Origin of the sequence: Streptomyces sp. NPDC052301, assembly GCF_044593395.1 — a bacterium.
Lineage (GTDB): Bacteria > Actinomycetota > Actinomycetes > Streptomycetales > Streptomycetaceae > Streptomyces.
Map to the genome: position 1 here is coordinate 478647 of NZ_JBIUBE010000002.1, position 22906 is coordinate 501552.

The following is a 22906-nucleotide window of genomic DNA, read 5'->3' on the forward strand; positions in this document are numbered from 1 at the left end:
ATGTGTTTTACCAGTGAAATATCTGCAAGGCCAACCGGTGCGTCGCCGGGGAGAACCTCCGGAGCGCCGGTCGGGTGCGCTGCACCAACTGTGCTCCGCCGCATGCTCCCCGTGTACACCCTTGCGCTCGCGTGCGCTCCGTCTGCCGCGGGCATCGCTTTCCTCGACCGACCGTCGAACGGGGAGGTGCGCGTGCACGGACCGGTGTCGGCAGCCTGGTTGCTGGTCACGCTGTGCGCGGCGACCGGGGCCTACTGCCTGCTGCGCCTGCGCAGCGGCGTCGAGGAACAGCGCCGGGCCGCGGGCGGCGAGGCGCTGATGGGCTTCGGCATGGCCGTGATGGCCGTACCGGCGGCGGTGTTCACGCCGCCGAGCTGGGCGTGGCCGGTGTACGCGGCCGTGTTCGCCGCGGCGGCGCTGCGCGCGCTGTGGGCGGCGCGCAGCGGCCCGCACCATCTGCACCATCTGGTGGGCACGGGCGCAATGGTCTACATGTCGGTGGCGATGGCCGCCACGCCGCCCGCCGCGCACCACGTGCACGGCGGCTCCGGGGTTCCCCTGGTGACCGGCGCCCTGCTGCTGTACTTCACGGCGTACGTGCTCCTGTCGGGCGCCCGCCTGGTGCCCGCCGCCGTCGCGGGGGCCGGGGCCGGGCCCGCGCGCTGGGGCGACCGTCCGGAGCTGGCGCGGGCGTGCCGGCTGTCCATGGGCATCGGCATGGTGGCCATGCTGCTGACGATGTGAGCCCGGGGGCCGCCGATCGCGCACGTGGCCGTGGCCCGCACGCGTTGTCTGCGTCACTTCGCTGCCGCGGACCGTACCCGTGGGCGGCCCTGCGCTCATAGGGTGCTGACCATGATGGTCCCCGTGACCCTGCTGCTGCTCGGCGCCCTGACCGCCGTCGTCGCTCCGCGGCTGCTCGCCCGGGCCGACTGGCCGGACCGTGAACCGGTCGTCGCCCTCTGGGCGTGGCAGTGCGTCGTGGCGGCCGTGCTGCTGTGCTGCGCGCTGTCGATGACGCTCAGCGCGGCGGCGGCCTGGCAGGCGGTGCGCGGGCATGTGTTCGCCTCGGCTCCGCGCGCGGTCGTGGACGCGTACGCGCTCGGCGCGGCCGGTCCGTGGGCCGCACCCACCGCCGTGGTGCTCGCCCTCGGCGGGCTGTGGAGCCTCGCGATGCTGGTGCGCGAGATCGTACGGGCCCGGGCGCGACGGCGCGCCCGGCGGGCCGAACTCCTCGTGCGCGCCCCGCTGCTGCCGGGCGAGGAGCCGGCGAGCGGGCGGCGGGTGGTGCTGGAGGACGACCGCCCCGACGCCTGGTGGCTGCCCGGTGCCGTGCCCCGGCTGGTCGTCACCACGGCCGCGCTGCGGCGCCTGAAAGGCCGTCAGCTGGACGCATTGCTCGCCCATGAGCAGGGGCACGCGCAGGCCCGGCACGACTGGCTGCTGCACTGCTCGGCCGCGCTGGCGGGCGGCTTTCCGCAGATCCCGGTGTTCGCCGCGTTCCGCGACGAGATGCACCGGCTGGTCGAGCTGGCCGCGGACGACACGGCCTCCCGGCGGTTCGGCCGTCTGACGACCGCGCTGGCCCTGGTCGAACTCAACGAGGACCGCGGGGTGTTCGGCCCCTGTCCGACCCCGCAGGCGGCTGTGCCGCAGCGCGTGCACCGGCTGCTCACTCCCCCGGACCGGCTCCCCGCACTGCGCCGGCTGCGTCTGACGGCGGCCGCAGCACTGGTGCCGGTGCTCCCGGTGCTGGTGGCACTGGTCCCCGGGCTGCGCGCGCTGGGCTGACCCGCTGCGCCGGGACAGGCCGGCCGATCCGGCCTCGGCGGCCGGACGGTGGCCGAGAGCCCTTCCGTCGACGAGGATCACGGCATGCACCGTAGTCCCACGGCACCACCGGCACTCCGCACCGCAGCCCTCATGGCCGTCGTTCTCGGCGCGTGTTGCGCGCTGCTGCTGATCCTCGTCGTGATCCGCTGGCACCCCCTGCTCGCCCTGGACGGCGGCATCGCCCGCACGGCCCACCGCTGGGCGCTCCGCGACCCGGAGCTGACGCATGTCTTCCGGGTGCTGACGGACTGGGTGTGGGACCCGCTGACCATGCGCCTGGTGGGCCTGGTCACGGCCGTGTGGCTGGTGTGGCGGCACTCGGCCTGGTGGACGGCGGTGTGGCTGGCGGTCACCTGTGCCGTGGCCTGGGCCGTGCAGCAGTCGCTGAAGGCGGCGGTCGGCCGCCCTCGCCCGGTCTGGCCCGACCCGGTGGACTCGGCCCGCTACGCAGCCTTCCCGTCCGGTCACGCCGTCACGGCCACGGTGGTCTGCGGCCTGCTGCTGTGGCTGCTGCACCGGTTCGGCGCGGGCCGCGTCCTGTGGCGTACGGCCGTGACGGCGGCGGTGGTCTCGGTGCTGGGCGTGGGCGTGACCCGGGTGTGGCTGGGCGTCCACTGGCCCTCGGACGTGCTGGGCGGCTGGCTGTTCGGGGCGCTGCTGGTGGCGTCTGCCGTGGTGGTGCACGAGGGGCTGCGCCCGGACCGCGGGTAGAGCGTCCCTCGCTCCGGCCCGGGTAGAGTCGCGCGCATGGCTGCCGTGTTGTTCGACTTCTCCGGGACGCTGTTCCGCATCGAGAGCACCGAGTCCTGGCTGCGTGCCACGCTGGAGGCGACCGGACGGGACCTGCCCGAGCCCGAACTCAAGGAGGCGGCGCGGGCGTTGGAGGCGGCCGGTGCGCTGCCGGGCGGCGCGTCGCCGGTGCAGGTGCCGGAAGACCTCGCCGCCGTCTGGGCGGTGCGCGACGAGAGCGCGGATCTGCACCGGGCGGCCTACACAGGCCTGTCGCGACAGGTGCCGCTGCCCGACCCGGAGCTGCACGACGCACTGTACGAGCGGCACAAGTCACCGGCCGCCTGGTCCCCGTACCCGGACGCCGCCGAGGTGCTGCGCACGCTGCGCGAGCGCGGGATCGGCGTCGGTGTGGTCAGCAACATCGGCTGGGATCTGCGGCCGGTGTTCCGCGAGCACGGGCTCGACACCTATGTGGACGCCTACGTGCTGTCGTACGAGCACGGTGTGCAGAAGCCGGACCCGAGGCTGTTCTCGGCCGCCTGCGAGGCGCTGGACGTCGATCCCCGGCAGGCGCTGATGGTCGGCGACAGCAGACCGGCGGACGGCGGCGCCGCCGCGCTCGGCTGCCGGGTGCACTTCGTGGACCACCTGCCGGTGGCCCAGCGCACCGACGCACTGCTGCCGGTACTGGAGTTGATGGGCTGACCGCCCGAACTCCGTCGGCGGTCAGGTGCATCGAGTTCTGGTGAGGCCCCCCCGTGGACCGGACGGGCCAGGCAGGATGACCGGCGTGAGCCAGGACCCCGACGGTGCCGCCGTATTTCATGACCTGTTGGCCGCACACCCCCGTCCGACCGCCCTGGCGCTCGCTCCCGACGGGACGCGCCTGGTCGTGGCCTTGCAGTCCGTCGACGAGAAGGGAACCGGGCGCGTTGCGCGGGTCAGCGCGATCGACAGCCCGCCCCGCGTGGTCCGGCTGGAGGCCGCCACGCCCGACCAAGAGCCCACCTTCCTCGAGGCCCCCGGCGGACTCGAACCGCTTCCCGGCAGCCTGACCGAGGTGCACGCCCAGGCGGACGACGGCTTCCCGCTGCACGGCCGGCTCGCTCTGCCCGGGGGTGCCTCGCCCGAGCGCCCTGCACCCTTGCTCGTGGTTCCGCACGGCGGCCCTCAGGGATCCTGGAGCGCCTGGACGGGGTCGTGGAACCCCTGGCCGTTCGTGGCGCGCGGCTACGGAGTGCTGCTCCCGGACCCGGCCCTGTCCACCGGTTACGGACAGCGGATGCAGGAGCGCGGCCGGGGGCAGTACGGCGGTCAGCCCTACCGTGACGTCATCGCGCTGACGGACGCCGCACTGGCACGCGACGACCTCGACACGTCCCGCACGGCCCTCGCCGGCTGGTCCTACGGGGGTTACCTCGTCAACCGGGCGGCGACCCGCACCGACCGCTTCCAGGCGCTCGTCTCGGCGGCCGGGACGTGGAACCTGGAGGCGCTGCAGACCTCCTCGGACATGCACGCGTACTTCCGGAAGATCTTCGGCGACCCGCGCACGCAACGGGAGCGCTACGAGGCCGACTCACCGCACCTCGACGCCGAGCAGGTGAAGACGCCGATGCTGATCGTGCACGGCGGCAGGGACCACCGGGTGGCCGTGGGCCAGGCGTTGAGCCTGCACAGCGATCTGCGGCGGTGCGGAGTGCCGGTGAAATTCCTGCACTTCCCCGACGAGGGCCACACCGTCGAGGCGCCGAACAACATCCGGCTCCTGTACGAGACGGTCCTGAACTTCCTCGACCACCATGTCCTCGGACGGCAGTGGCGGCGCCCCTCGATGCTCTGACCGGCCGTTCGCTTCCCCGCACCGTCCGTCTGAGACGATCCCCCGCGTCGCCCCAGACGGACGGCAGCCCTGAACTGGCCCGCGCACAGCGGTGCCTGATGCGTTGAGTATAGTTGGCTGGCAGCCAGTCAACGCAGGAGTTTCAGGATGTCCCCGCGCAGCGCCTCGGTCAACGAAGAGTTGCGGCGGCGTTCCCGGGAGCGGCTGCTGCAGGCCGCCGTGGAACTTGTCGACGAGCGCGGTTTCGAGGCGACGACACTCGGCGACATCGCGGACCGCGCCGGCTCGGCGCGCGGGCTGGTGTCGTACTACTTCCCGGGCAAGCGCCAGTTGGTGCAGTCGGCGGTGCACCGGCTGATGCACCGCACGCTGGAGGAGGCGCTGGAGAGCGAGCCGCGGACCGAGGACGGGCGGGAGCGCCTCGCGCGGGCCATCGACGCGATCCTGGGACTGGCGCGCGACCGGCCCGTGCTGATGCGTCAGCACATGGCCGGGCTGCTGCAGGCCGAGGGGTTCGTGCAGTGCCCGGAGCAGCGGCGGCTGTCGGAGCTGCTCGGCGACACCGTCGCCCGGCACGGCTCCCACGACGTCTCGGCCGACTATCCGATGCTGCGGGCGTTGCTGATGGGCGCGGTGTACTCGGCGCTGGTGCCGGGGGTGCCGATGCCCGTTCCGGCGCTGCGGGCGGAACTGTTCCAGCGGTACGGGCTCGACTGGGAGCTGGGCGTACCGCCGGAGAGCGGCACCGGCGCGGGGGCGCGCGAGCAGGACCTGTCCCGGTTCTTCGCCACGGAGGAGCGGCCGAGCAGTCCCTGAGGTCCCGGCCGCGGACTCCTGGTCGTCAAGTGCCCCGATCAGCGGCGGGCGTGACGGGGAGTCAGGTAGCCCGCGTCCCGGGCCCGGGCGATCAGCCTGAGAGAGCGGCGGCGGCTGTGACCGGTCGCGCGCATCACGGCGAGCACCGGGTCGGCGCCGCCCTCCTGGGCGGCACGGTACTCCTGCGCGACGCGGCGACGGCCCTCCGTGCCGCGCGGCCAGGCGGGCCGGGGGGGGGGGGCCGGCGCCCCCCCCCCCCCGGGCGCCCCCCCCCCGCCCCCCCCCACCCGCGCCCGCCCCCGCCCCGCCGCGCCCCACGCCGCCGCGCGCCGGGGGGCGGCGCCCCCCGCGGGGGCGGCCGGTTAGGCCGGCGCGCGGGGGGGCCGCCCCGCGGGGCCGCGGGGCCGGGGGGGCGGGGCGCGCGCCCCGCACGGCCGCGCGCCGGCGTACGGACCTTCCTCGCCGACCACCTCCGGAGCCGGCCCGCTCGCCTCGGAGCACCTCTCGTCCGCGCCCTCGGGGCGTCCCTCGCGCCCGCCCCCGGGGCACCTTTCGCCCGCGCCCTCGGTCCGCACCCCGCACGCCTCGGACAGCGGCCCCTGGATCCAGTCCGCCAGCGCCGCCAGGTCCGCGAGGGACAGGGCGGGCTGGGCCTGGACGTCCTCGATGGACACGCCTCCCCCGCTCACCACGGCCAGGGCGTCGACCCGGGCGCCGTCGGGGAAGGCCAGCCGCACCTGGTACCAGGACGTGACGCCGGCATGCTCCCGCACCTGCCACGCGGGCCGCACGGACACCGCGCCGTCCTCCGCAATTCGCCCGGAAAGTCCGAGAAACGATGCTTTCAGCACACGCGGAACGTAGTCGCGCGGTCACCCTCCATACGGAGGGACACGCACCGGACTCACCCCTCCGGCCTCTGCCGTCGCGCCCCGGGCGGTGCCATGCTGGAAGGGTCCGCACGCCACCTCCTCGGGCAAGGGGTACCGCTGTGTTGCGTGTCGCCGTCGTCGGATCCGGGCCCAGCGGGTGTTACACCGCGCAGAGCCTGGTCCAGCGGGATCCCGGGGTGTGCGTGGACGTCCTGGACCGGCTGCCGTGCCCGTACGGGCTGGTGCGCTACGGCGTCGCCCCCGACCACGAGAAGATCAAGTCGCTCCAGGGCAGTCTCCGCACGGTGCTGGAGCACGAGCGGGTGCGGTTCCTCGGCGGAATCCTGGTGGGCGGGCCGGGCGGGCTGCCGGTGGAGCGGCTGCGGGAGCTGTACCACGCGGTCGTGTACTGCGTGGGCGCCGCCGGCGATCGCCGGCTCGGCATCCCGGGAGAGGATCTGCCGGGCAGCTGGTCGGCGACCGAGTTCGTGTCCTGGTACAGCGCGCACCCCGACGCGGCCGACGCGGGCTTTCTGCGCGGGGTGCGCTCGGTGGTGGTGATCGGGGTCGGCAACGTGGCGGTCGACGTCACGCGGATGCTCGTCCGGGGCGCCGCCGAACTGCGCCCGACGGACATCCCGCAGGCGGCGCTGGACACCCTCTCGGCGAGCGGTATCGCCGACGTGCACATGGTGGGCCGGCGCGGCCCGGCACAGGCCCGCTTCACCACCAAGGAGCTGCGCGAGCTGGGCGCACTTCCCGGCACCGACGTCGTCGTGGACCCCGCCGAGCTCGCACTGGACGCCATCGAGTCCGGCGCGCTGCCCGCCGTGCAGCGGCGCAATGTCGAGGTGCTGCGCGCCTGGGCCGACCGGCCCTCCGCGAAGGCCGACCGGCGGGTGAGCCTGCGGTTCTTCCTGCGCCCGGTGGAACTGCTCGCCGGTGACGACACCGCGCCGACGGGCGGCGGACGGGTGGGTGCCGTGCGCTTCGAACGTACGGTGCCGGACGGACACGGTGGTGTGCGGGGCACGGGCCGGTACGAGGAGGTGTCCGCACAGCTGGTGCTGCGCTCGGTGGGCTATCGCGGGGTGCCGTTGGACGGGCTGCCGTTCGACGCGGCGGCCGGCACGGTGCCGCACACGGAAGGGCGGATCGTCCGGGGCGGTGCACCCTCGCCCGGCGAGTACGTCGCCGGATGGATCAAGCGCGGTCCGACGGGGGTCATCGGCACCAACCGGCCCTGCGCCAAGGAGACGGTGACCTCGCTGCTCGCGGACGCTCCCGCGCTCACGACCAGGGACGTACCGGCGGATCCGGTCCCGGCCCTGCGCGCGGCCGGCATCGAGCCGGTGCCCTGGGGCGGCTGGCTGGCGATCGAACGGGCCGAGGCCGAGCTGGGGGCGAGGCTCGGTAGGGGCGTGGTCAAGCTCGCCGACTGGGACGCGCTGCTCGCGGCGGCCCGCTCGGCGTGACGGCCGCACCCCGGACGCGGTCGGCGTGAGGGGCGTACGTCAGATGTGGTCGCCGAGTCGGCCGGCCTGCCGGTCCACGGCGGCGAGGAGGCTGTCGAGGAGGCCCGGGAAGAGGTCGTCCAGATCGTCCCGGCGCAGGGCGTTCATCTTCGCCGTGCCCCGGTAGACCTGTCGGATGACCCCGCTCTCGCGCAGCACCCGGAAGTGGTGCGTGGTGGTGGACTTGGTCACCGGCAGGTCGAAGTACGAGCAGGACAACTCCCCTTCCCCGTCGGCCATTTCGCGGACGATCCGCAGGCGCATCGGGTCGGAGAGCGCGTGCAGCACGCCCTCCAGCCGGATCTCCTCCCGCTCCGGGTGGGGCAGGGCACGCCCGGCGGTGGGGGTGTCGGTCACTGCGGCTGGCCCTTCGTCGGGGAGTCTCTCGGGTGCGAGCATTGTACGAGAGTCATCGTAGTTTGACATCCATCGTAATACGAGGGTTATCGTACGAGCCTGTCTGCGGTCCCTGACGAACGGAGTCCGTCGTGAGCGCGCTCTTCGAGAGCATCACACTGCGTGAACTGACCATCCCGAACCGGGTGTGGATGGCCCCGATGTGCCAGTACTCGGCCGCACCCGAGGGCCCGCTCGCCGGCGCCCCGGCCGACTGGCACTTCGCGCACTACGCGGCGCGCGCCGCCGGAGGCACCGGCCTGATCGTCGTCGAGGCCACCGCGGTCTCGCCCGAGGGGCGGATCTCCCCCTACGACCTCGGCCTGTGGAACGACACCCAGGTGGAGGCCTTCCGCCGGATCACCGGTTTCCTCTCCTCCCAGGGCACGGTGCCCGGGATCCAGCTCGCGCACGGCGGACGCAAGGCCTCGACCGACCAGCCGTGGAAGGGTGGCGCACCGATCGGCCCGGAGGCGCACGGCTGGCAGCCGGTCGCGCCGAGCGCCGTACCCTTCGACGAACGTCACCCGGTGCCCACCGAGCTGACCGTGGAGCGGATCTCCGAGATCGTCGGTCAGTTCGCCGCCGCGGCCCGCCGCGCACTCGCCGCCGGCTTCGAGGTCGCCGAGATCCACGGCGCCCACGGCTACCTGGTCAACGAGTTCCTCTCCCCGCACTCCAACCACCGCACCGACGACTACGGCGGCTCGTACGAGAACCGGACCCGGTTCGCCCTCGAGGTCGTCGACGCCGTACGGGCGGTGTGGCCCGAGGACAAGCCGGTGTTCTTCCGGATCTCGGCCACCGACTGGCTCCAGGACGGCGGCTGGACCGCGGACGACACCGTCCGCTTCGCCGGCGACCTGCACGCCCACGGTGTCGACCTGCTCGACGTCTCCACCGGCGGCAACGCCTCGGGCGCGACCATTCCGACGGGGCCGGGCTACCAGGTCCCGTTCGCCGCCCGGGTGAAGGCGGGGACCCCGCTGCCGGTCGCCGCCGTCGGCCTGATCACCGAGGCCGAGCAGGCCCAGAAGATCATCGCCAACGGCGAGGCCGACGCCGTGCTGCTGGGCCGGGAGCTGCTGCGCAGCCCGTCCTGGGCGCGGCAGGCGGCCCGGGAACTGGGCGGCGCGGTGCGGGTGCCGGACCAGTACCACCGGTCGGTCTGAGGACCGGGCCGAACGGCCGCCGGCCACCGGTCGGTTCCGGGGCTCAGGCCGGCAGCAGTCGCCGGACCGTCTCCTCCAGGCGGGGCAGCGTCCGCTGTCCCGCCAGCGCCAGCGCGATCGCGGCCACGACCCCGGCCCAGGCGACCGGCCCGAGCGGGGTGCACCCGAAGGCTCGGCTGACACCGGGGGTCTGGACGACGGCGACCAGCGCGACGGCGGAGCCCAGCGAGGTGAGCTGCACCAGTCGGCTGTCGCGCCGGTCGAGGAAGGTCTGCACCAGCTGGGTCCCGACCACGCCGCACAGGGCCATCGTGCTGGAGCGGCGGGCGGTGCCCGGCGTGAACCGGCCGATCAGCCAGGCCGTCACCGCGCCGAGGCAGGTGGTGAGGGCCCGGTGCCGGATCTGCCGCAGCAGGGGCTCGCCCAGCACCCCGGCGGCCTCCTCCACGTTGGTGAGGTCCGCCTCGCCCTCCTTCTCGGTCACCGCCACCGCCATCGACGGGAACAGGTCGGTGAACAGGTTCACCATCAGCATCTGCCGGGTGGACAGCGGCGCCCGTCCGGACAGCAGCGTGCCCAGGATGCCGAAGCCGACCTCGCCGGCGTTGCCGCCGATCAGGATGGCGATGGCGTCGGCGACGCTGTGCCACAGCGCGCGGCCCTCGCCGACCGCGTCGATCAGGACCGTCAGGTCGTCGTCGGTGAGGACGATGTCGGCGGCGTTGCGCGCGGCGGCCGAGCCCCGCGCGTTGATGCCGACGCCGATGTCGGCGGCGCGGATGGCCGCGGCGTCGTTGGCGCCGTCGCCGACCATGCCGACCACCCGGCCCGCGTCCCGCAGCGCCTCCACGACCTGCAGTTTCTGCTCGGGCGCCACACGGGCCACCACGCCCGCGTCGCGCAGCATCCGGGCCCGGGCCGCCCGGTCGGCCGCCGCCAGCTCGTCCCCGGTGACCACCACGGTGTCCTCGGGCCAGCCGAGGTCGGCGGCGATGGCCCGCGCGGTCTGCGGGTGGTCGCCGGTGAGCATGACCGGCCGCACACCGGCCTGGTTCAGGCCGTTCACCAGTGCCGTGGAGGTCTCGCGCGGTACGTCGGACAGTGCCAGCAGACCGGTGAACTCCAGCCCCTCCAGCGGCTGTTCGAGCACGTCGGACTCCTTCTCGCCCGCGCCTAGCCGCCGTTCGGCAACCGCCAGGACCCGCAGACCGTCCCCGGCGAGCGAGTGCGCCGCCTCGGCGGCGTGCTCGGGGAGATCGGTGCAGGCGGGCAGCACGGTCTCCGGGGCACCTTTGACCACCAGGACCACCGGTCCGTCGCCGCTGCGGCCGACGGCGGCGGCGTACCCGCGTGCGGCTTCGAAGGGCAGGTCCGCGACCTCCGTCCACTCCGGGTCGGGGCCCGCCGCGGCCAGCACGGCCTCGTCGGTGGCGTGCACCGGCCGGTCGGAGTCGCCGTTCAGCCGCGGGCAGGCGCGCGCGGCGGCCCGGATGGTGTCGGCGGACCCGGCGTCGTCCACCGCGCGGACCGTTCCCCCGGCGTCCGAGGTGCGCACCAGCCGCAGCCGGTTCTCGGTGAGGGTGCCGGTCTTGTCGAAGCAGATGGTGTCCATGCGGCCCAGCGCCTCGAGCGTGCGCGGGGTGCGCACGAGGACGCCGTCACGGCTCAGCCGCCGGGCCGCCGCCAGCTGGGCGACCGTCGCCACCAGCGGCAGGCCCTCGGGTACGGCCGCCACGGCCACCGCCACACCGCCGCCGACCGCCTCCCGGATCGGGGTGCCGCGCACCAGCGCGAGACCGGTCACCGCGGCACCGCCCGCCAGTGTCAACGGCAGTGCCTTGCGGGTGAGTTCCTGCAGCCGGGCCTGAACCCCGCCGGCCGGGGGCGTGCGGGCGGCGAGATGGACGGCGCGGGCGGCCTCCGTGTGCTCGCCGGTGTCCACCACGATGGCCCGCGCCTCGCCCGCCACCACGGTCGTGCCCTCGAAGACCATGCAGCTCCGGTCGGCGACCGCGGCGTGCGGGGTGGGGTCCGTCTGCTTCTCCACGGGCAGCGACTCACCGGTCAGCGCCGACTCGTCCACCTCGAGACCGTCCTGCCACAACAGGCGGCCGTCGGCGGGCACGACGTCGTCGGCCTTCAGCTGGATCACGTCCCCGGGCTCCAGCTTGCCCGCTTCCACGGTGCAGGTGCCGCCGGCCGGGGCCTCGTCCCGCGGTGGCACGACCCGCGCCTTCTGCTTCTGCTCCGCGACCAGCCCGGACAGCGCCCGTTCGGCGCGCAGCCGCTGGATGCCGCCCACCAGGGCGTTGAGATCGAGGGCGCCGACGACCAGCAGGGCGTCCACGACGGAGCCGAGGATGGCCGAGGCCGCCGATCCCACCACGAGGACGGGGGTGAGCGGGTCGTGGAGTTCTCCGCGGACGGCCCGGCCGAGCCGGTAGGACCAGCGCGCCGGGGCGACGGCCGGGTGCTTGGTGACGCCCCTGGCCGCTTCGCGCACGCGGGCGGTCAGCTCCTCGAACCGGGTGTGCTCGGCGGCCGGCCGGTGCTCCAGCCGGTCCCGGGCCTCGTCGGGATCCAGCTCGTGCCAGTGCACGCGCGGATGCGGGTGCGGGGCCCGGGCCGTCGCCACACGGAACGCGGCCCGCGCCCCGGAGATCAGGGCGGAGGCGGCGGCGGCGTCGACGGGTGCGTGCCGGAAACCCGGCAGCACGGCGAGCCGCCCGCGTCCGCCCTTCGACTCGCCGACGGCCACCAGCAGCCCGGACAGCGCGGCACCGGAACGGGCCAGGGTCTGGGCGCGCCGCCCGACCCCGCGAGCGGCCCGGATGGCGGTCAGCACCCGCCACACGTCGGGCAGGCCGTGTACGGCCAGGATGTCCGCGCCCCAGACGACCGCGCCGTCCCGATCCGTGAGGGCGACGGCGATGTCGGTGGCGCGCAGCGCGGCCAGTACGTCGTGTTCGTCGGCCGCGCACACCCGGGCGACCGTGAGCACCGCACCCGCGTCGCCACCTGCCTCGCACACCACGTCGTCCAGCGGCCGGCGGGCGTCCACGACCTGGTCGGCGAGACCGGTGAAGTCCTCCAGGGCCGGGTCGTCCACGACGACCACGCGCAGCCCGGCCCGGCGGGCGGCGTCCAGGACCGGCTCGGCCCAGGGGTCCGCCTCGCCGTCGTCGGTGCGCAGCGCGCTGGGGTGCAGGACGACCGTGCCGGCCATCTCCAGCTCGCGCAGCCGCTCGGGGTCGCGCACCAGCACGCCGGTGCGGGCCAGGGCGCCGCTGAGGAGGGCGTGGAAGGCAGCGGGGCCGTAGCGGGCGGCCTTGGGCGAGCCGGCGAGCACCGCCTCCGCCGCCTCGGCACCGTCGTGCTTGACGAGCAGGGTGGCCGCCGCGCCCAGCACACTGCCGGTGGAGGCGTGGGCGGCGTACTCCTGCGCCGGGGAGACCCGCAGCGGTGGACGCGGGGCGCCTTCCCCGGCAAGGCTGAGCCGGCCCGGTGCGCACAGCTGGTCGTGCACCCGGTCGAAGGCGGTGGCGCGGGCCACGGTCTCGTACACCTGGCAGGCCCGCAGGGTGCCGTCGAGTATGAGGGAGGTGGGGGTCTGGCCGGCGGCGTGGACGGCGGCGTTGGCGGAGGCGAGCAGCAGATCCATCCGGGTGCGGCCCAGCCGCTCGCGCAGCCAGGCGCGAAAGCGCGGGTTCTCCCGCAGAAGGGTCGCCGCCGCGGTCACCACGCGGGGCGAGGGCGGCAGCCGCAGGGTGTACGCGGCGAGCCCGGCGCCGATGCCCACCACGTCGACCGCGAGCGTGGCCGCCGCGGCCCGCACCCCGGCCGGGTCGGCCGGGTGGGTGATCTCCTCCACGTCGGCGCCGGAGAGGGCCAGCCCGTGCCGCTCGGCCAGGTCTGCGGCGTGCTCCACGACCTGGTCGGTGGCCTCCTCCTCGGTGGCGGTCACCACCAGACGCGCGAGTCCCTCGTCCCAGTACGCGAACAGTACGTCGGGCCGCTCGGCCAGCGCCTCGGCCACCCGTCGCCCCAGATGAGCGGTGCCTCCCGCACGCTGCACCAGCTCGTGCTCCACCGGGCGCAGGGCCAGGTGCACGCGGGCGCCGGAACGCCAGTGGCCACCGGTGCCGGGCAGCGCGTTGCGTGCGACCCGGGCCACCCGTCCGGCGGCGTCCGCGCTGCGCACCCCGGCGCGCGCCGTCCCCGCGGCGGCACCGGCGGCCGCCCCGACCGCCGGTGCCGCCGCCCGGGCGAGCAACCGCGGGACCGCGGGCAGCAGGCGTGCGGCGGTGGCCGCGGGCGCCGTCAGCAGACCGAGCACCATGGCCCTCCTCAGAGCGTCGTGCGGTCGGGCCGCGCGGTGGGGCCGAGCGGCCCGCCGGCCGTCCTGGGCGGTGCCGCCCCGGCTCCTTCGGCGGCCTCGGCATGCGCCGACTTCCCGGCACCGTGGGCGCCCCTGACGCCGGGCGCCTCACCACTGCCGGACCTCAGCGCGGCGGTGCCCAGGTCGGGCGCGGGCTCCTGCCCCGCGACGTGTCCTTTCCGGCCGGGCTTGGGCTGGGTGAGCCAGGCCACGGCCGCGCCGGTGACGGCCACCGGCCACTCCACGACGCCCGCGGCGCCGAGCAGCCCGGCACCGGCGTACACCGCCATGCGCCGGCCGCGCGGCGACACCGCGCCGACCTTGTCCAGTGTTTCCTCCGCGGCCCTGCCCACCATTCCGGCACCGGGCACCTTGCGCAGGACCGAGGCCGCGCCGCGCACGGGCGCCGTGAGGGCCGACGACGACTTCCGCTCAGCCATGACTCTCCTCGGGTGAGTTCCGCCTTCCGTGGCCCCCGAGTGCCCGCGATCCCGCTGGTCATCCCCCCGTTTTCCCAGGGATGCCACCTCTTCCCAGGGAACGCCGGAGACCGCGTCCGCGCCACCCGCACCACGCACCCGCACCACGCGGGCCCCGCACACACCAGCGCACCCTGTCCGAAAACAGCCGTACGCGAGGCGTTGACAAGAAAGCGCTTACCCCCGGAGGGCTTCACGGCCCGCTCGGCCGTCCCCCGTCCCGGCCGTCATCCAGGCCCGACGACGCGGCCAGTTCCTGGCGGTACTCGGCGTACGCCCGGCGCAGGGTGTCCCCGGGCCAGCCGGGGGGCAGGAGGGCCGGGGGCAGGACGGGGTCGGCGAGAAGGTGGCGTACGGCGGCCGCGTAGACGGTGAGACGGTCGGCCGGGTGGTGTGCCCCACTCGCACGGGTGAGCAAGGACCGGGCGCCGGCCGCCCAGGCGTCGAGCGGCCAGAGCCGGGCGACCAGGTCGTGCGCCGGCTCGTCCGGACGGGCGACGCAGGTGACGGCCACCTCACGGAGACCGTGGGGCAGGGTGCGGTCGAGGTTGGCCGGGCGCAGCCACACACCCTCGCGCAGTTCGGCCAGGCGCAGGGCGGTCAACCGGCCGCGCAGGTCGGCGCGTTCGGCGGGACCGCGACCGGTCGCCGTGATCACCACCATCTCCCAGTCGCCGTCCCACGCGCGCGTGCGCGGGTGCAGCGCCTCGTCCTGCCGGCGCCGGCGGGCGAGCAGCCGGTCACTGAGGCCGTACACGGCGTCCGTGCGCCTGAGGTCACCTGCGGCCACCATCCGGCTGAGCGCGGCCCGCAGCGTGGAGCCGCCGATCCCGAAGGGCTCCACCAGTACGACCAGGTCCCTCACCGGCAGCTCGGGCGGATGCGCGCCGAGGAGCAGGCTCAGGACCACCGAGCGCGCGGACAACGGCCGCAGGCCCGCCTCGCCCGCCTCGACCGTCACCTTCGTCCGCATGGGCACGTACTGTACGTCGAAGCTCGTGTTGCAGTATTGCTACGGTCGTAGGAAGAGTGCAACATGACGGCATGGCCTCGACACCGGAACTGCCGCAGCTCACCACTCACGACGTCACCAACCAGCCCCCGCCTCCGGCCCCCTACGACGCCTCCGACGACCAGGCCCTGCTCGAGGGGCTGCGCCGGGAGGGCGCCGACTGGGCCGAGGACGACATCCGGCGGCTGGGGGTGCGGGCCGGCAGCGCGGAGGCACAGGAGTGGGGTGAGCAGGCGAACCGGCACGAGCCGGAACTGCGCACCCACGACCGCTACGGCCACCGGATCGACGAGGTGGAGTTCCACCCCAGCTGGCACCACCTGATGCGCACCGCGGTCGCCGAGGGTCTGGCCGGAGCCCCGTGGGCGGACGAGCGGCCGGGCGCCCATGTGGCCCGCACCGCGGGCGGGTTGGTGTGGGGGCACACGGAGGCGGGGCACGGCTGCCCGACGTCGATGACGTACGCCGCCGTTCCCGCGCTGCGCGCCCAGCCGGACCTCGCCAAGGTCTACGAACCGTTGCTCACCAGCCGGGAGTACGACCCACGCCTGCGCGTGCCGACCGAGAAGCCGGGGCTGCTCGCCGGTATGGGCATGACCGAGAAGCAGGGCGGCTCGGACGTCCGGACGAACACCACCACGGCCACGCCCACCGGCGAGCCCGGCGTGTACACGCTGCGCGGGCACAAGTGGTTCACGTCGGCGCCGATGTGCGACGTCTTCCTGGTGCTCGCGCAGGCTCCGGGCGGGCTGTCGTGCTTCCTGGTGCCGCGGATCCTGCCCGACGGCAGCCGCAACACCTTCCGCATCCAGCGGCTCAAGGACAAGCTCGGCAACCGTTCCAACGCCTCCTCCGAGCCGGAGTTCGACCAAACCGTGGCCTGGCTCGTGGGGCCGGAGGGGCGGGGTGTGAAGACCATCATCGAGATGGTCAACTGCACCCGGCTGGACTGCGTGATGTCCTCGGCGACCCTGATGCGCAAGACACTCGTCGAGGCGGGACACCACGCGCGCCACCGCAGCGCGTTCGGCGCCCGGCTGATCGACCAGCCGCTGATGCGCAACGTCCTGGCCGATCTCGCGCTGGAGTCGGAGGCGGCGACGACACTGACGCTGCGGCTGGCCGGCGCGGCGGACCGGGCGGTGCGCGGGGATGCCGGGGAGCGGGCGTTCCGCCGGATCGCCACCGCGGTCGGCAAGTACTGGGTCACCAAGCGGGGCCCGGCGTTCACCGCGGAGGCCCTGGAGTGCCTGGGCGGCAACGGCTACGTCGAGGAGTCCGGCATGCCCCGGCACTACCGGGAGGCTCCGCTGCTGTCGATCTGGGAGGGGTCGGGGAACGTCAACGCGCTCGACGTGCTGCGTGCCCTGGGCCGCGAACCGGACAGCGCCGAGGCCCTGTTCGCCGAACTAGCCCTCGCGCGCGGGGCCGACGCCCGGCTGGACGCGACCGTGTCCGCGCTGAAGGAGCAGTTGGCCGGAACCGATCAGATGGGCGCCCGCCGCCTGGTCGAGCGGATGGCGCTCGCCCTCCAGGCCGCGCTGCTGGTCCGGCACGCCCCGCACCCGGTCGCGGACGCCTTCTGCGCGACCCGGCTGGGCGGCGACTGGGGGCACGCCTTCGGCACGCTGCCCGCCGGGACCGACCTCGAGACGATCCTGGAGCGGTCGCTGCCCGGCCTGAACTGATCCCCTTCCCGCACGCGTGCGCGTGCCGCCCGCCGGTGGCCGGTGACAGCCGACGGATCGCACACAGTCAGCGCCCGGCTCCGGACCGTTGTCAGTGCCGTGGTGCACACTCGCGATCAGGTGGCACTCGCCCGGGGAGGACAACGTGTTCACGGGGATCGACGAGGTCGACTGGGCCTCGATGCGGCACGCGTACGGCACCGCGGAGGACGTGCCGGGATGGCTGCGGGCACTGGCGTCCGCGGACACCGCCGAGCGGGCGACCGCGCTCGACGGGATGTACGGCGCCGTGCACCACCAGGGCAGGGTGTACGACGCGACGCTGGCCTGCGTCCCCTTCCTGTTGTCGCTCGCGGCCCGCGAACAGGTGCCGGACCGGGCCTGCATCGTGGAGCTGCTGGTCAGCATCGGAGCGGAGAGCACGGACGGGGACCCGCGTGCCTGGGAAGCGGTGAGCGCGGGTGGCGAGGTCTTCGTCGCCCTCGCCGGGGACCCGGACCCGGCGGTGCGGCGGGCGGCGGCCGCAGCCGTGGTGCGGTTCCTGGACGAGCCGCCGCGAGTGCTGGACCTGCTGCGCCGGTGGTTGCGGGCCGAACGGGACGACCGCGTCCTGCGCGCCCTCACGGAGGCGCTCGGCCTGTTCGCCCGCCGGTGTCCCGGGCACGCCGAGGCAGCGGTGGCCCTCCTGGCCGAGCACAGCGTGCCGCCGGCCGCGCCCGGGCTGCGGCTCGCCGCGCTGGGGCAGCTCGCGCTCGGCGCGCCCGCCCGGCCCCCAGCCGACCTCGTGCCGACGGCGGTCCGGCTGCTCCGGGAGCGGTCCGCGCACCGGGCGCGCGTCCCCGAGCCGTCCGGCGCGGACACGCTGGTGCAGCGGATACGACGCCTGCGCCCCTCCGACGAGGAGGGCTCCCAGCTGCTGCGCACCCTGCACACCGCGCTCGGCGACCGCGTGCAGGACCGGATCGCCCTGCTCACCGGGCAGTTGAGCAGCCCCGACCCGGTCGACCGGTGCAACGCGGTGTGGATGTCGGCCGGTCTGTTCCGCGGCTGGCGCGGCGACTTCACCGGCCCGGTCGGCCTGCTCGGCCGCCAACTGCACGCGGAACAGGACTGGTTACGGGAGGCGGCGCTCTCGGTCCTGTCGGAGCTGTTCGCCCTGGCCGCGCCCGCCGCCGACGACCTGCACGCGCTGGTGGCCGCCCGCCCCGACCTGTGGACGCACCGCTGGGAGCACGGCTCCCCCACCCTCGGCGGCCCGCTCAGGGCGCTGGCCAGGACCGGCGATCCGCGCGCGGTTCCGGCCATGGCCCGGCTCCTGGCCGGCCCGGCGGCGCCCGACGGCCTGGGGTTCGACATCGCGCACCTGGGCCCGGCCGCGGCCCCGCTCGCCCCCGCGCTACGACACCGGCTCGGCCGGATCCCGTTGGACTCCCCCACGGCCGCCCGGCAGGCCGCCCCGCTGCTGTCGGCGCTCGGAGCCGTCGGGGACCGGGAGGCCGCACCGGAGGTGCTGCGGCTGCTGTCCGGCGCCCCCGACGGTCTCGGGGCACGGGACGCGATCGTGGGCCTGGCGATCGACACACTGGAGGCGTGTGGCGCGGCCGGGCACGCGGTACGGCCGCTGCGCGCGCTGCTGCGGACCCGGCACGCAGCCGCCGCGGCGGGCGCACTGTGGTCGGTGGACGGGGACACCGCCGCCGTACTCCCGGTGCTGCTGCGGGAGTTGAGACACGGTGACCCGGCGGGCCGCCGCCTCGCCGGCCGGCAGCTGGGCAGGCTGGGCCCGGCCGCGGTCCCCGCCCTGCCGGAACTGGGCGAGGCGGCACGCTCGGGACCGGCGCTCGAGCGGGCGTCGGCCGCGTGCGCGCTGTGGCGCGTCGGCGCCGACCCGGAGCCGGTCCTTCCCGTGTTCCGCGCCGCCTGGACCGAGGACCCGCGCACCCGGGGCCCGGTCGCCCGCTGCCTCACCACGATGGGTTCCGCCGCCGCCCCGCTGCGGGACCTGGTCGCGGGGGAACGGTCCGCCGTCCGCCGCCACACGGCCCGCGAAGGCGGGTACGGCAGCCGTGACATCCCGGAGGACGAGGCGCTGTCGAGGGCGTGCGGGGAGGTGCTGGCGGGGTTGTAGAGGGCGCCGTCGCGTCACCGCCGGTCCCGCCCGGACGGGCACCGCCGGGCGGGGCCGGTAGACCCGCGGACGGCTGCGGACGGCCGCGGGCGGACCGGGCGGGGACGCGCCGGGCGCGCGGACCGGGTAGCCGAACAGGCCCCGGCGAAGGTCACGCACCCGGGTGGGATGGCGCCCGGGAGGTCACACGGACAGGAGGCGGGTGGCGCAGGTCAGACCATCCGCCCCCACTGTGGTCCGAGCCGGGCCCACTCCGTGTCCCAGGCCGCCATGCGGCGGCGCTCCAGTCGGCCGCGCAGGGCCAGCCCGCCGACGAGAGGGACGGCCGCGGCGCTCACGCCCACCAGGATGCCGATCAGATCGCCCCGGAAGGCGGCCTCGGTGGCGGAGGTGGGGCGGCTGACGAGATGACCTTGCGGGTCGGTCCAGACGGTCACCGGGGTGCCCGCCCTGCTGCCGGGCTCCACCCGGACCCGCCCGGTGTGGGCCGAGCCGTCGGTCACCGTCCAGCGCACCTTCGTCCATACCCGCTCGCCACCGGAGGCGTGACTCGCGGAGGACCTGCCCGGTGCCCGCTGCACGACGTGCGCCACGGCGGGGCGCCAGGTGGCGCGCTCACGGGCCAGTCCGTCCTCCACCGACCGGGCCGCCACCAGGCCGGTCGCCACTCCGACCAGGACGGTCAACAGCCAGGCGCCGAGCACCACCCAGGCCTCCACCACGTCGGCCCTGCGTCTGAGCGGGTTGCGCCGCCAGCGCCACAGCCACACCTTCGGACCACGGAACGCCTTCAAAGGCATCCTCCTCACGAGCGCACCGACCGGCCGGACCGCCCTCCCATACGCGGGAGACCGCTCCGATGCTCACGACGAGCCGTCTCTCCGACGGTCGCACGAGACACCCCGTTCGCGCAGGCACATGCAGGAACGGAACCGGCCGATCTTCGTCACACTCCCACGACACAGCCATGACCTGCGGGAAAGTCCGCTCCGGGGCCGATTGTCAGTGCTCGGGTGCAGACTGGCCGATATCTGACGACTACGTGGACAAAGGCGTCCCGGAGGTGATCGGCATGGCCGACGTACTGCTCGCGGTGGGCACCCGCAAAGGCCTGTTCATCGGGCGGCGGCGAGGCGGAGGCAGCTGGGAGTTCGACGCGAGCCCGTATTTCAACGCGCAGGCGGTGTACTCGGTCGCGATCGACACCCGGGGCGACCGGCCGCGGCTGCTGGCGGGCGGCGACAGCGCGCACTGGGGGCCCTCCGTGTTCCACTCCGACGACCTGGGCCGGTCGTGGACCGAGCCGGCCCGGCCCGCCGTCAAGTTCCCGAAGGACACCGGCGCTTCGCTGGAGCGCGTTTGGCAGCTGCACCCGGCCGCCGCCGAGCCGGACGTGGTCTACGCGGGCACGGAGCCGGCCGCGCTGTACCGCTCGGAGGACCGCGGCGAGAGCTTCGAGCTGGTCCGGCCGCTGTGGGAGCACCCGACCCGGTCGCGGTGGGTGCCGGGCGGCGGCGGTGAGGGCCTGCACACCGTGCTCACCGACGCGCGCGACCCCAAGTCGGTGACCGTGGCGGTGTCGACGGCCGGGGTGTTCCGCACCACCGACGGCGGCGCGAGCTGGGCGCCGTCCAACTCCGGTGTGTCCGCGGTGTTCCTGCCGGATCCGGACCCCGAGTTCGGCCAGTGCGTGCACAAGGTCGCCAGGGACGCCGACGACCCGGACCGGCTGTACCTGCAGAACCACTGGGGCGTGTACCGCAGCGACGACGCGGGCGCGCACTGGACCGACATCGGCGAGGGCCTGCCGTCGACGTTCGGCTTCGCGGTGGCCGCCCATCCGCACCGGGGCGAGACGGCGTACGTCTTCCCTATCAACGCCGACGCGGACCGGGTGCCGGCCGAGCACCGCTGCCGGGTCTTCCGCACGGCGGACGCGGGGCGCACCTGGGAGCCGCTGGCCAAGGGGCTGCCGGACGAGGACCACTACGGCACGGTGCTGCGGGACGCGCTGTGCACCGACGACACCGACCCGGCGGGCGTGTACTTCGGCAACCGCAACGGCGAGGTGTTCGCCTCGGCCGACGACGGCGACAGCTGGCAGCAGCTGGCCGGGCATCTGCCGGACGTGCTGTGCGTGCGGGCGGCGGTGATCGGCTGAGACGCCGGGGCCGCGGGCGGGCGGGGCCCTGCGGCCGTGCTCCGGCCGTCGGTGAACCGGCGACCGGCGTACGGCAGTAGGGTGACGCCCGTGGCACCACGACCCTTGCATGAAATCGTCGAACCGGGCTGGGCGCAGGCCCTGGAACCCGTCGCCGGACAGATCGCCGCCATGGGCGACTTCCTGCGCACCGAGATCGCCGCGGGACGCACCTACCTCCCGGCCGGACCGAACGTCCTCCGGGCCTTCCAGCAGCCCTTCGACGAGGTCCGGGTCCTGATCGTCGGTCAGGACCCGTACCCGACCCCGGGACACGCGGTGGGCCTGTCGTTCTCCGTCGCGCCCGAGGTGCGCCCGCTGCCGCCCAGTCTGATCAACATCTTCCGTGAACTGAACGGTGACCTGGGGCTGCCCCAGCCGTCCAACGGCGACCTCACCCCGTGGACGCAGCAGGGCGTGCTGCTGCTCAACAGGGCGCTCACGACGGCACCGCGCCGTCCTGGCGCCCATCGCGACAAGGGCTGGGAAGCGGTCACCGAGCAGGCGATCCGAGCCCTGGCGGCGCGCGGCAAGCCACTGGTGTCCATCCTGTGGGGCCGGGACGCCCGCAACCTGCGTCCGCTGCTGGGCAGGCTGCCCGCGGTGGAGTCCCCGCATCCCTCACCGATGTCGGCCGACCGCGGGTTCTTCGGCTCGCGCCCGTTCAGCCGGGCCAACGAGCTGTTGATCCAGCAGGGCGGACAGCCCGTGGACTGGCGCCTGCCGTGACCGCTGCCGGGTATCTCGCAGTGGACTCCGGAGGCTCCGGTCTCCGGGTCGTCGTCGGCGGGCCGGGCCGGGCTCCCTCGGCCCCGCGGGAGACCCGGGAACCGGTCCGCACGGGTGCGCGGGGCATCGACCCCGCCCACCTCATGCGGCAACTCGTCCCGTTGGCCCGTGCCTCGGCCGCCGAGGCCGGGGTGGACCACCTGGGTACGGCGGTCGTCGGCGCCGCCGGCTTCGCCACGCTGGGCGATGCAATGCGGGCCGAGCTGCCCGGCGCCCTCGCGCGGGAGCTGGGCGTGCGCAGGGTGGCACTCGCCGCCGACGCCGTCACCGCCTACGTCGGCGCGCTCGGGCCGCGACCGGGCGCGGTGCTCGCCGCGGGCACCGGGCTGATCGCGGTCGGCACCGACCTGCGCGGCTGGCGGCGTGCCGACGGCTGGGGCCATCTGCTGGGCGACTGCGGCAGCGGTGCCTGGATCGGGCGGGCCGGACTGGAGGCGGCCCTGCGCGCGTACGACGGCCGGGACGGCGGCTCGGCGCCGCTGCTGGCCCGCGCCGAGGAGCGGTTCGGCCCGATGCCCGGGCTGCCCGGCATGCTCTACCCGCGCTCCGACCGGCCCGCCGTACTGGCGTCCTTCGCACCCGAGGTGGCCGGATGCGCCGCCCACGACCCGGTCGCCGGGGACATTCTGCGGGCGGCGGCCCGGCACATGGCCGAATCCGCCGCCGCCGTGTGCCCCGCGGGCGGGGCACCCGAAGTGGCGCTCACCGGTGGCCTGTTCAAGATGGGCGTCCCGCTCCTCGTACCGCTGGACGAGGAGCTGGCGCGCACGCTGCCGCACGCCCGGCGGGTGCCGGCCGAGGGCGATCCGCTGCACGGCTCGGTGCGGATCGCCACCGACCTCGCGGCCGGGCGGCTCACCCTGCCGGGTCACACGACGATGCTGCACGTGGTCGCCACGGAGGGAGACTGAGGCGACAGAGCGTGCCGCAGAGGCCCGGCACTGCTCCGGGGTGAGCGGACTTGTCTCCATGTCGACTCATCGGTTCGGCACGTGCCGGGAACATGTGCCAGCCGTACGTAACTCATCAGACAAAAACGGACGGATACCGCTCA

General features: G+C 75.1%; 19 protein-coding genes and 1 pseudogene. 13 read left to right on the forward strand and 7 right to left on the reverse strand.

Going from position 1 to position 22906, the window contains the following annotated elements:
- Window positions 1-192: 192 nt before the first annotated feature.
- From ACIHEJ_RS05880 to ACIHEJ_RS05905, 6 genes are all read left to right on the forward strand, one after another.
- Window positions 193-744 carry a DUF5134 domain-containing protein gene (locus ACIHEJ_RS05880; protein WP_400132393.1) on the forward strand — a complete coding sequence of 184 codons (552 nt, stop codon included), beginning with the start codon at window positions 193-195 and terminating at the stop codon, window positions 742-744.
- A gap of 111 nt (window positions 745-855) precedes the next feature.
- The gene (locus tag ACIHEJ_RS05885; RefSeq protein WP_400132394.1) at window positions 856-1791 is read left to right on the forward strand and encodes a M56 family metallopeptidase; all 936 of its coding nucleotides are present in this window, start codon (window positions 856-858) and stop codon (window positions 1789-1791) included.
- A gap of 84 nt (window positions 1792-1875) precedes the next feature.
- Entirely contained in the window at window positions 1876-2544 is a 669-nt protein-coding gene (locus ACIHEJ_RS05890) for a phosphatase PAP2 family protein (RefSeq protein ID WP_400132395.1), read from the forward strand.
- A 36-nt stretch (window positions 2545-2580) separates the two neighbouring features.
- On the forward strand, window positions 2581-3270 hold the full coding sequence (locus ACIHEJ_RS05895) for an HAD family hydrolase (protein ID WP_400132396.1): 690 nt from the start codon (window positions 2581-2583) through the stop codon (window positions 3268-3270).
- An 85-nt stretch (window positions 3271-3355) separates the two neighbouring features.
- Window positions 3356-4408 carry an alpha/beta hydrolase family protein gene (locus ACIHEJ_RS05900; protein ID WP_400132397.1) on the forward strand — a complete coding sequence of 351 codons (1053 nt, stop codon included), beginning with the start codon at window positions 3356-3358 and terminating at the stop codon, window positions 4406-4408.
- Window positions 4409-4555: 147 nt separating this feature from the next.
- Complete coding sequence (locus tag ACIHEJ_RS05905) at window positions 4556-5224, forward strand: TetR/AcrR family transcriptional regulator (RefSeq protein ID WP_400132398.1); 669 nt, start codon at window positions 4556-4558, stop codon at window positions 5222-5224.
- Between the two features lie 38 nt (window positions 5225-5262).
- Here the strand turns inward: ACIHEJ_RS05905 and ACIHEJ_RS05910 are convergent.
- Window positions 5263-5559: pseudogene (locus tag ACIHEJ_RS05910) on the reverse strand (DUF6214 family protein); the annotation flags it as partial.
- Window positions 5560-5586: 27 nt separating this feature from the next.
- A complete protein-coding gene (locus tag ACIHEJ_RS05915; RefSeq protein WP_400132862.1) occupies window positions 5587-6015 on the reverse strand; it encodes a DUF6214 family protein in 429 nt (142 codons plus the stop codon).
- A 200-nt stretch (window positions 6016-6215) separates the two neighbouring features.
- Here ACIHEJ_RS05915 and ACIHEJ_RS05920 point away from each other — a divergent pair, with 200 nt between their 5' ends.
- Window positions 6216-7571 (forward strand): FAD-dependent oxidoreductase, encoded by a 1356-nt coding sequence (locus tag ACIHEJ_RS05920; protein WP_400132399.1) that lies wholly within the window; start codon window positions 6216-6218, stop codon window positions 7569-7571.
- Window positions 7572-7610: 39 nt separating this feature from the next.
- Here ACIHEJ_RS05920 and ACIHEJ_RS05925 read toward each other — a convergent pair whose 3' ends face one another.
- Window positions 7611-8009 (reverse strand): ArsR/SmtB family transcription factor, encoded by a 399-nt coding sequence (locus ACIHEJ_RS05925; RefSeq protein WP_400132400.1) that lies wholly within the window; start codon window positions 8007-8009, stop codon window positions 7611-7613.
- Window positions 8010-8098: 89 nt separating this feature from the next.
- On the opposite strand from ACIHEJ_RS05925, the gene ACIHEJ_RS05930 reads away from it, so the two are divergent.
- On the forward strand, window positions 8099-9178 hold the full coding sequence (locus ACIHEJ_RS05930) for an NADH:flavin oxidoreductase/NADH oxidase (protein ID WP_400132401.1): 1080 nt from the start codon (window positions 8099-8101) through the stop codon (window positions 9176-9178).
- 43 nt (window positions 9179-9221) lie between these two features.
- Here the strand turns inward: ACIHEJ_RS05930 and ACIHEJ_RS05935 are convergent, their stop codons facing one another.
- From ACIHEJ_RS05935 to ACIHEJ_RS05945, 3 genes are all read right to left on the reverse strand, one after another.
- Window positions 9222-13517, reverse strand: coding sequence for an HAD-IC family P-type ATPase (locus ACIHEJ_RS05935; protein ID WP_400132402.1), 4296 nt, complete (start codon window positions 13515-13517; stop codon window positions 9222-9224).
- An 8-nt stretch (window positions 13518-13525) separates the two neighbouring features.
- Window positions 13526-13996, reverse strand: a complete 471-nt coding sequence (locus tag ACIHEJ_RS05940; RefSeq protein ID WP_400132403.1) for a hypothetical protein — start codon at window positions 13994-13996, stop codon at window positions 13526-13528.
- A 232-nt stretch (window positions 13997-14228) separates the two neighbouring features.
- Window positions 14229-15008 carry a PaaX family transcriptional regulator C-terminal domain-containing protein gene (locus tag ACIHEJ_RS05945; protein WP_400132404.1) on the reverse strand — a complete coding sequence of 260 codons (780 nt, stop codon included), beginning with the start codon at window positions 15006-15008 and terminating at the stop codon, window positions 14229-14231.
- Between the two features lie 71 nt (window positions 15009-15079).
- Between ACIHEJ_RS05945 and ACIHEJ_RS05950 the strand changes: the two genes are divergently transcribed.
- Entirely contained in the window at window positions 15080-16735 is a 1656-nt protein-coding gene (locus tag ACIHEJ_RS05950) for a DNA alkylation response protein (RefSeq protein WP_400132405.1), read from the forward strand.
- 145 nt (window positions 16736-16880) lie between these two features.
- Window positions 16881-18863 (forward strand): HEAT repeat domain-containing protein, encoded by a 1983-nt coding sequence (locus ACIHEJ_RS05955; RefSeq protein WP_400132406.1) that lies wholly within the window; start codon window positions 16881-16883, stop codon window positions 18861-18863.
- Between the two features lie 212 nt (window positions 18864-19075).
- Here the strand turns inward: ACIHEJ_RS05955 and ACIHEJ_RS05960 are convergent, their stop codons facing one another.
- Window positions 19076-19663: a hypothetical protein gene (locus tag ACIHEJ_RS05960; RefSeq protein ID WP_400132407.1), complete on the reverse strand. Its 588-nt coding sequence runs from the start codon at window positions 19661-19663 to the stop codon at window positions 19076-19078.
- Window positions 19664-19935: 272 nt separating this feature from the next.
- On the opposite strand from ACIHEJ_RS05960, the gene ACIHEJ_RS05965 reads away from it, so the two are divergent.
- From ACIHEJ_RS05965 to ACIHEJ_RS05975, 3 genes are all read left to right on the forward strand, one after another.
- Window positions 19936-21024, forward strand: a complete 1089-nt coding sequence (locus tag ACIHEJ_RS05965; protein WP_400132408.1) for a WD40/YVTN/BNR-like repeat-containing protein — start codon at window positions 19936-19938, stop codon at window positions 21022-21024.
- Window positions 21025-21114: 90 nt separating this feature from the next.
- On the forward strand, window positions 21115-21792 hold the full coding sequence (locus tag ACIHEJ_RS05970) for a uracil-DNA glycosylase (RefSeq protein WP_400132409.1): 678 nt from the start codon (window positions 21115-21117) through the stop codon (window positions 21790-21792).
- Window positions 21789-22763, forward strand: a complete 975-nt coding sequence (locus tag ACIHEJ_RS05975; protein ID WP_400132410.1) for an N-acetylglucosamine kinase — start codon at window positions 21789-21791, stop codon at window positions 22761-22763. Before ACIHEJ_RS05970 ends, ACIHEJ_RS05975 begins: the two co-directional genes overlap by 4 nt.
- Window positions 22764-22906 lie beyond the last annotated feature (143 nt).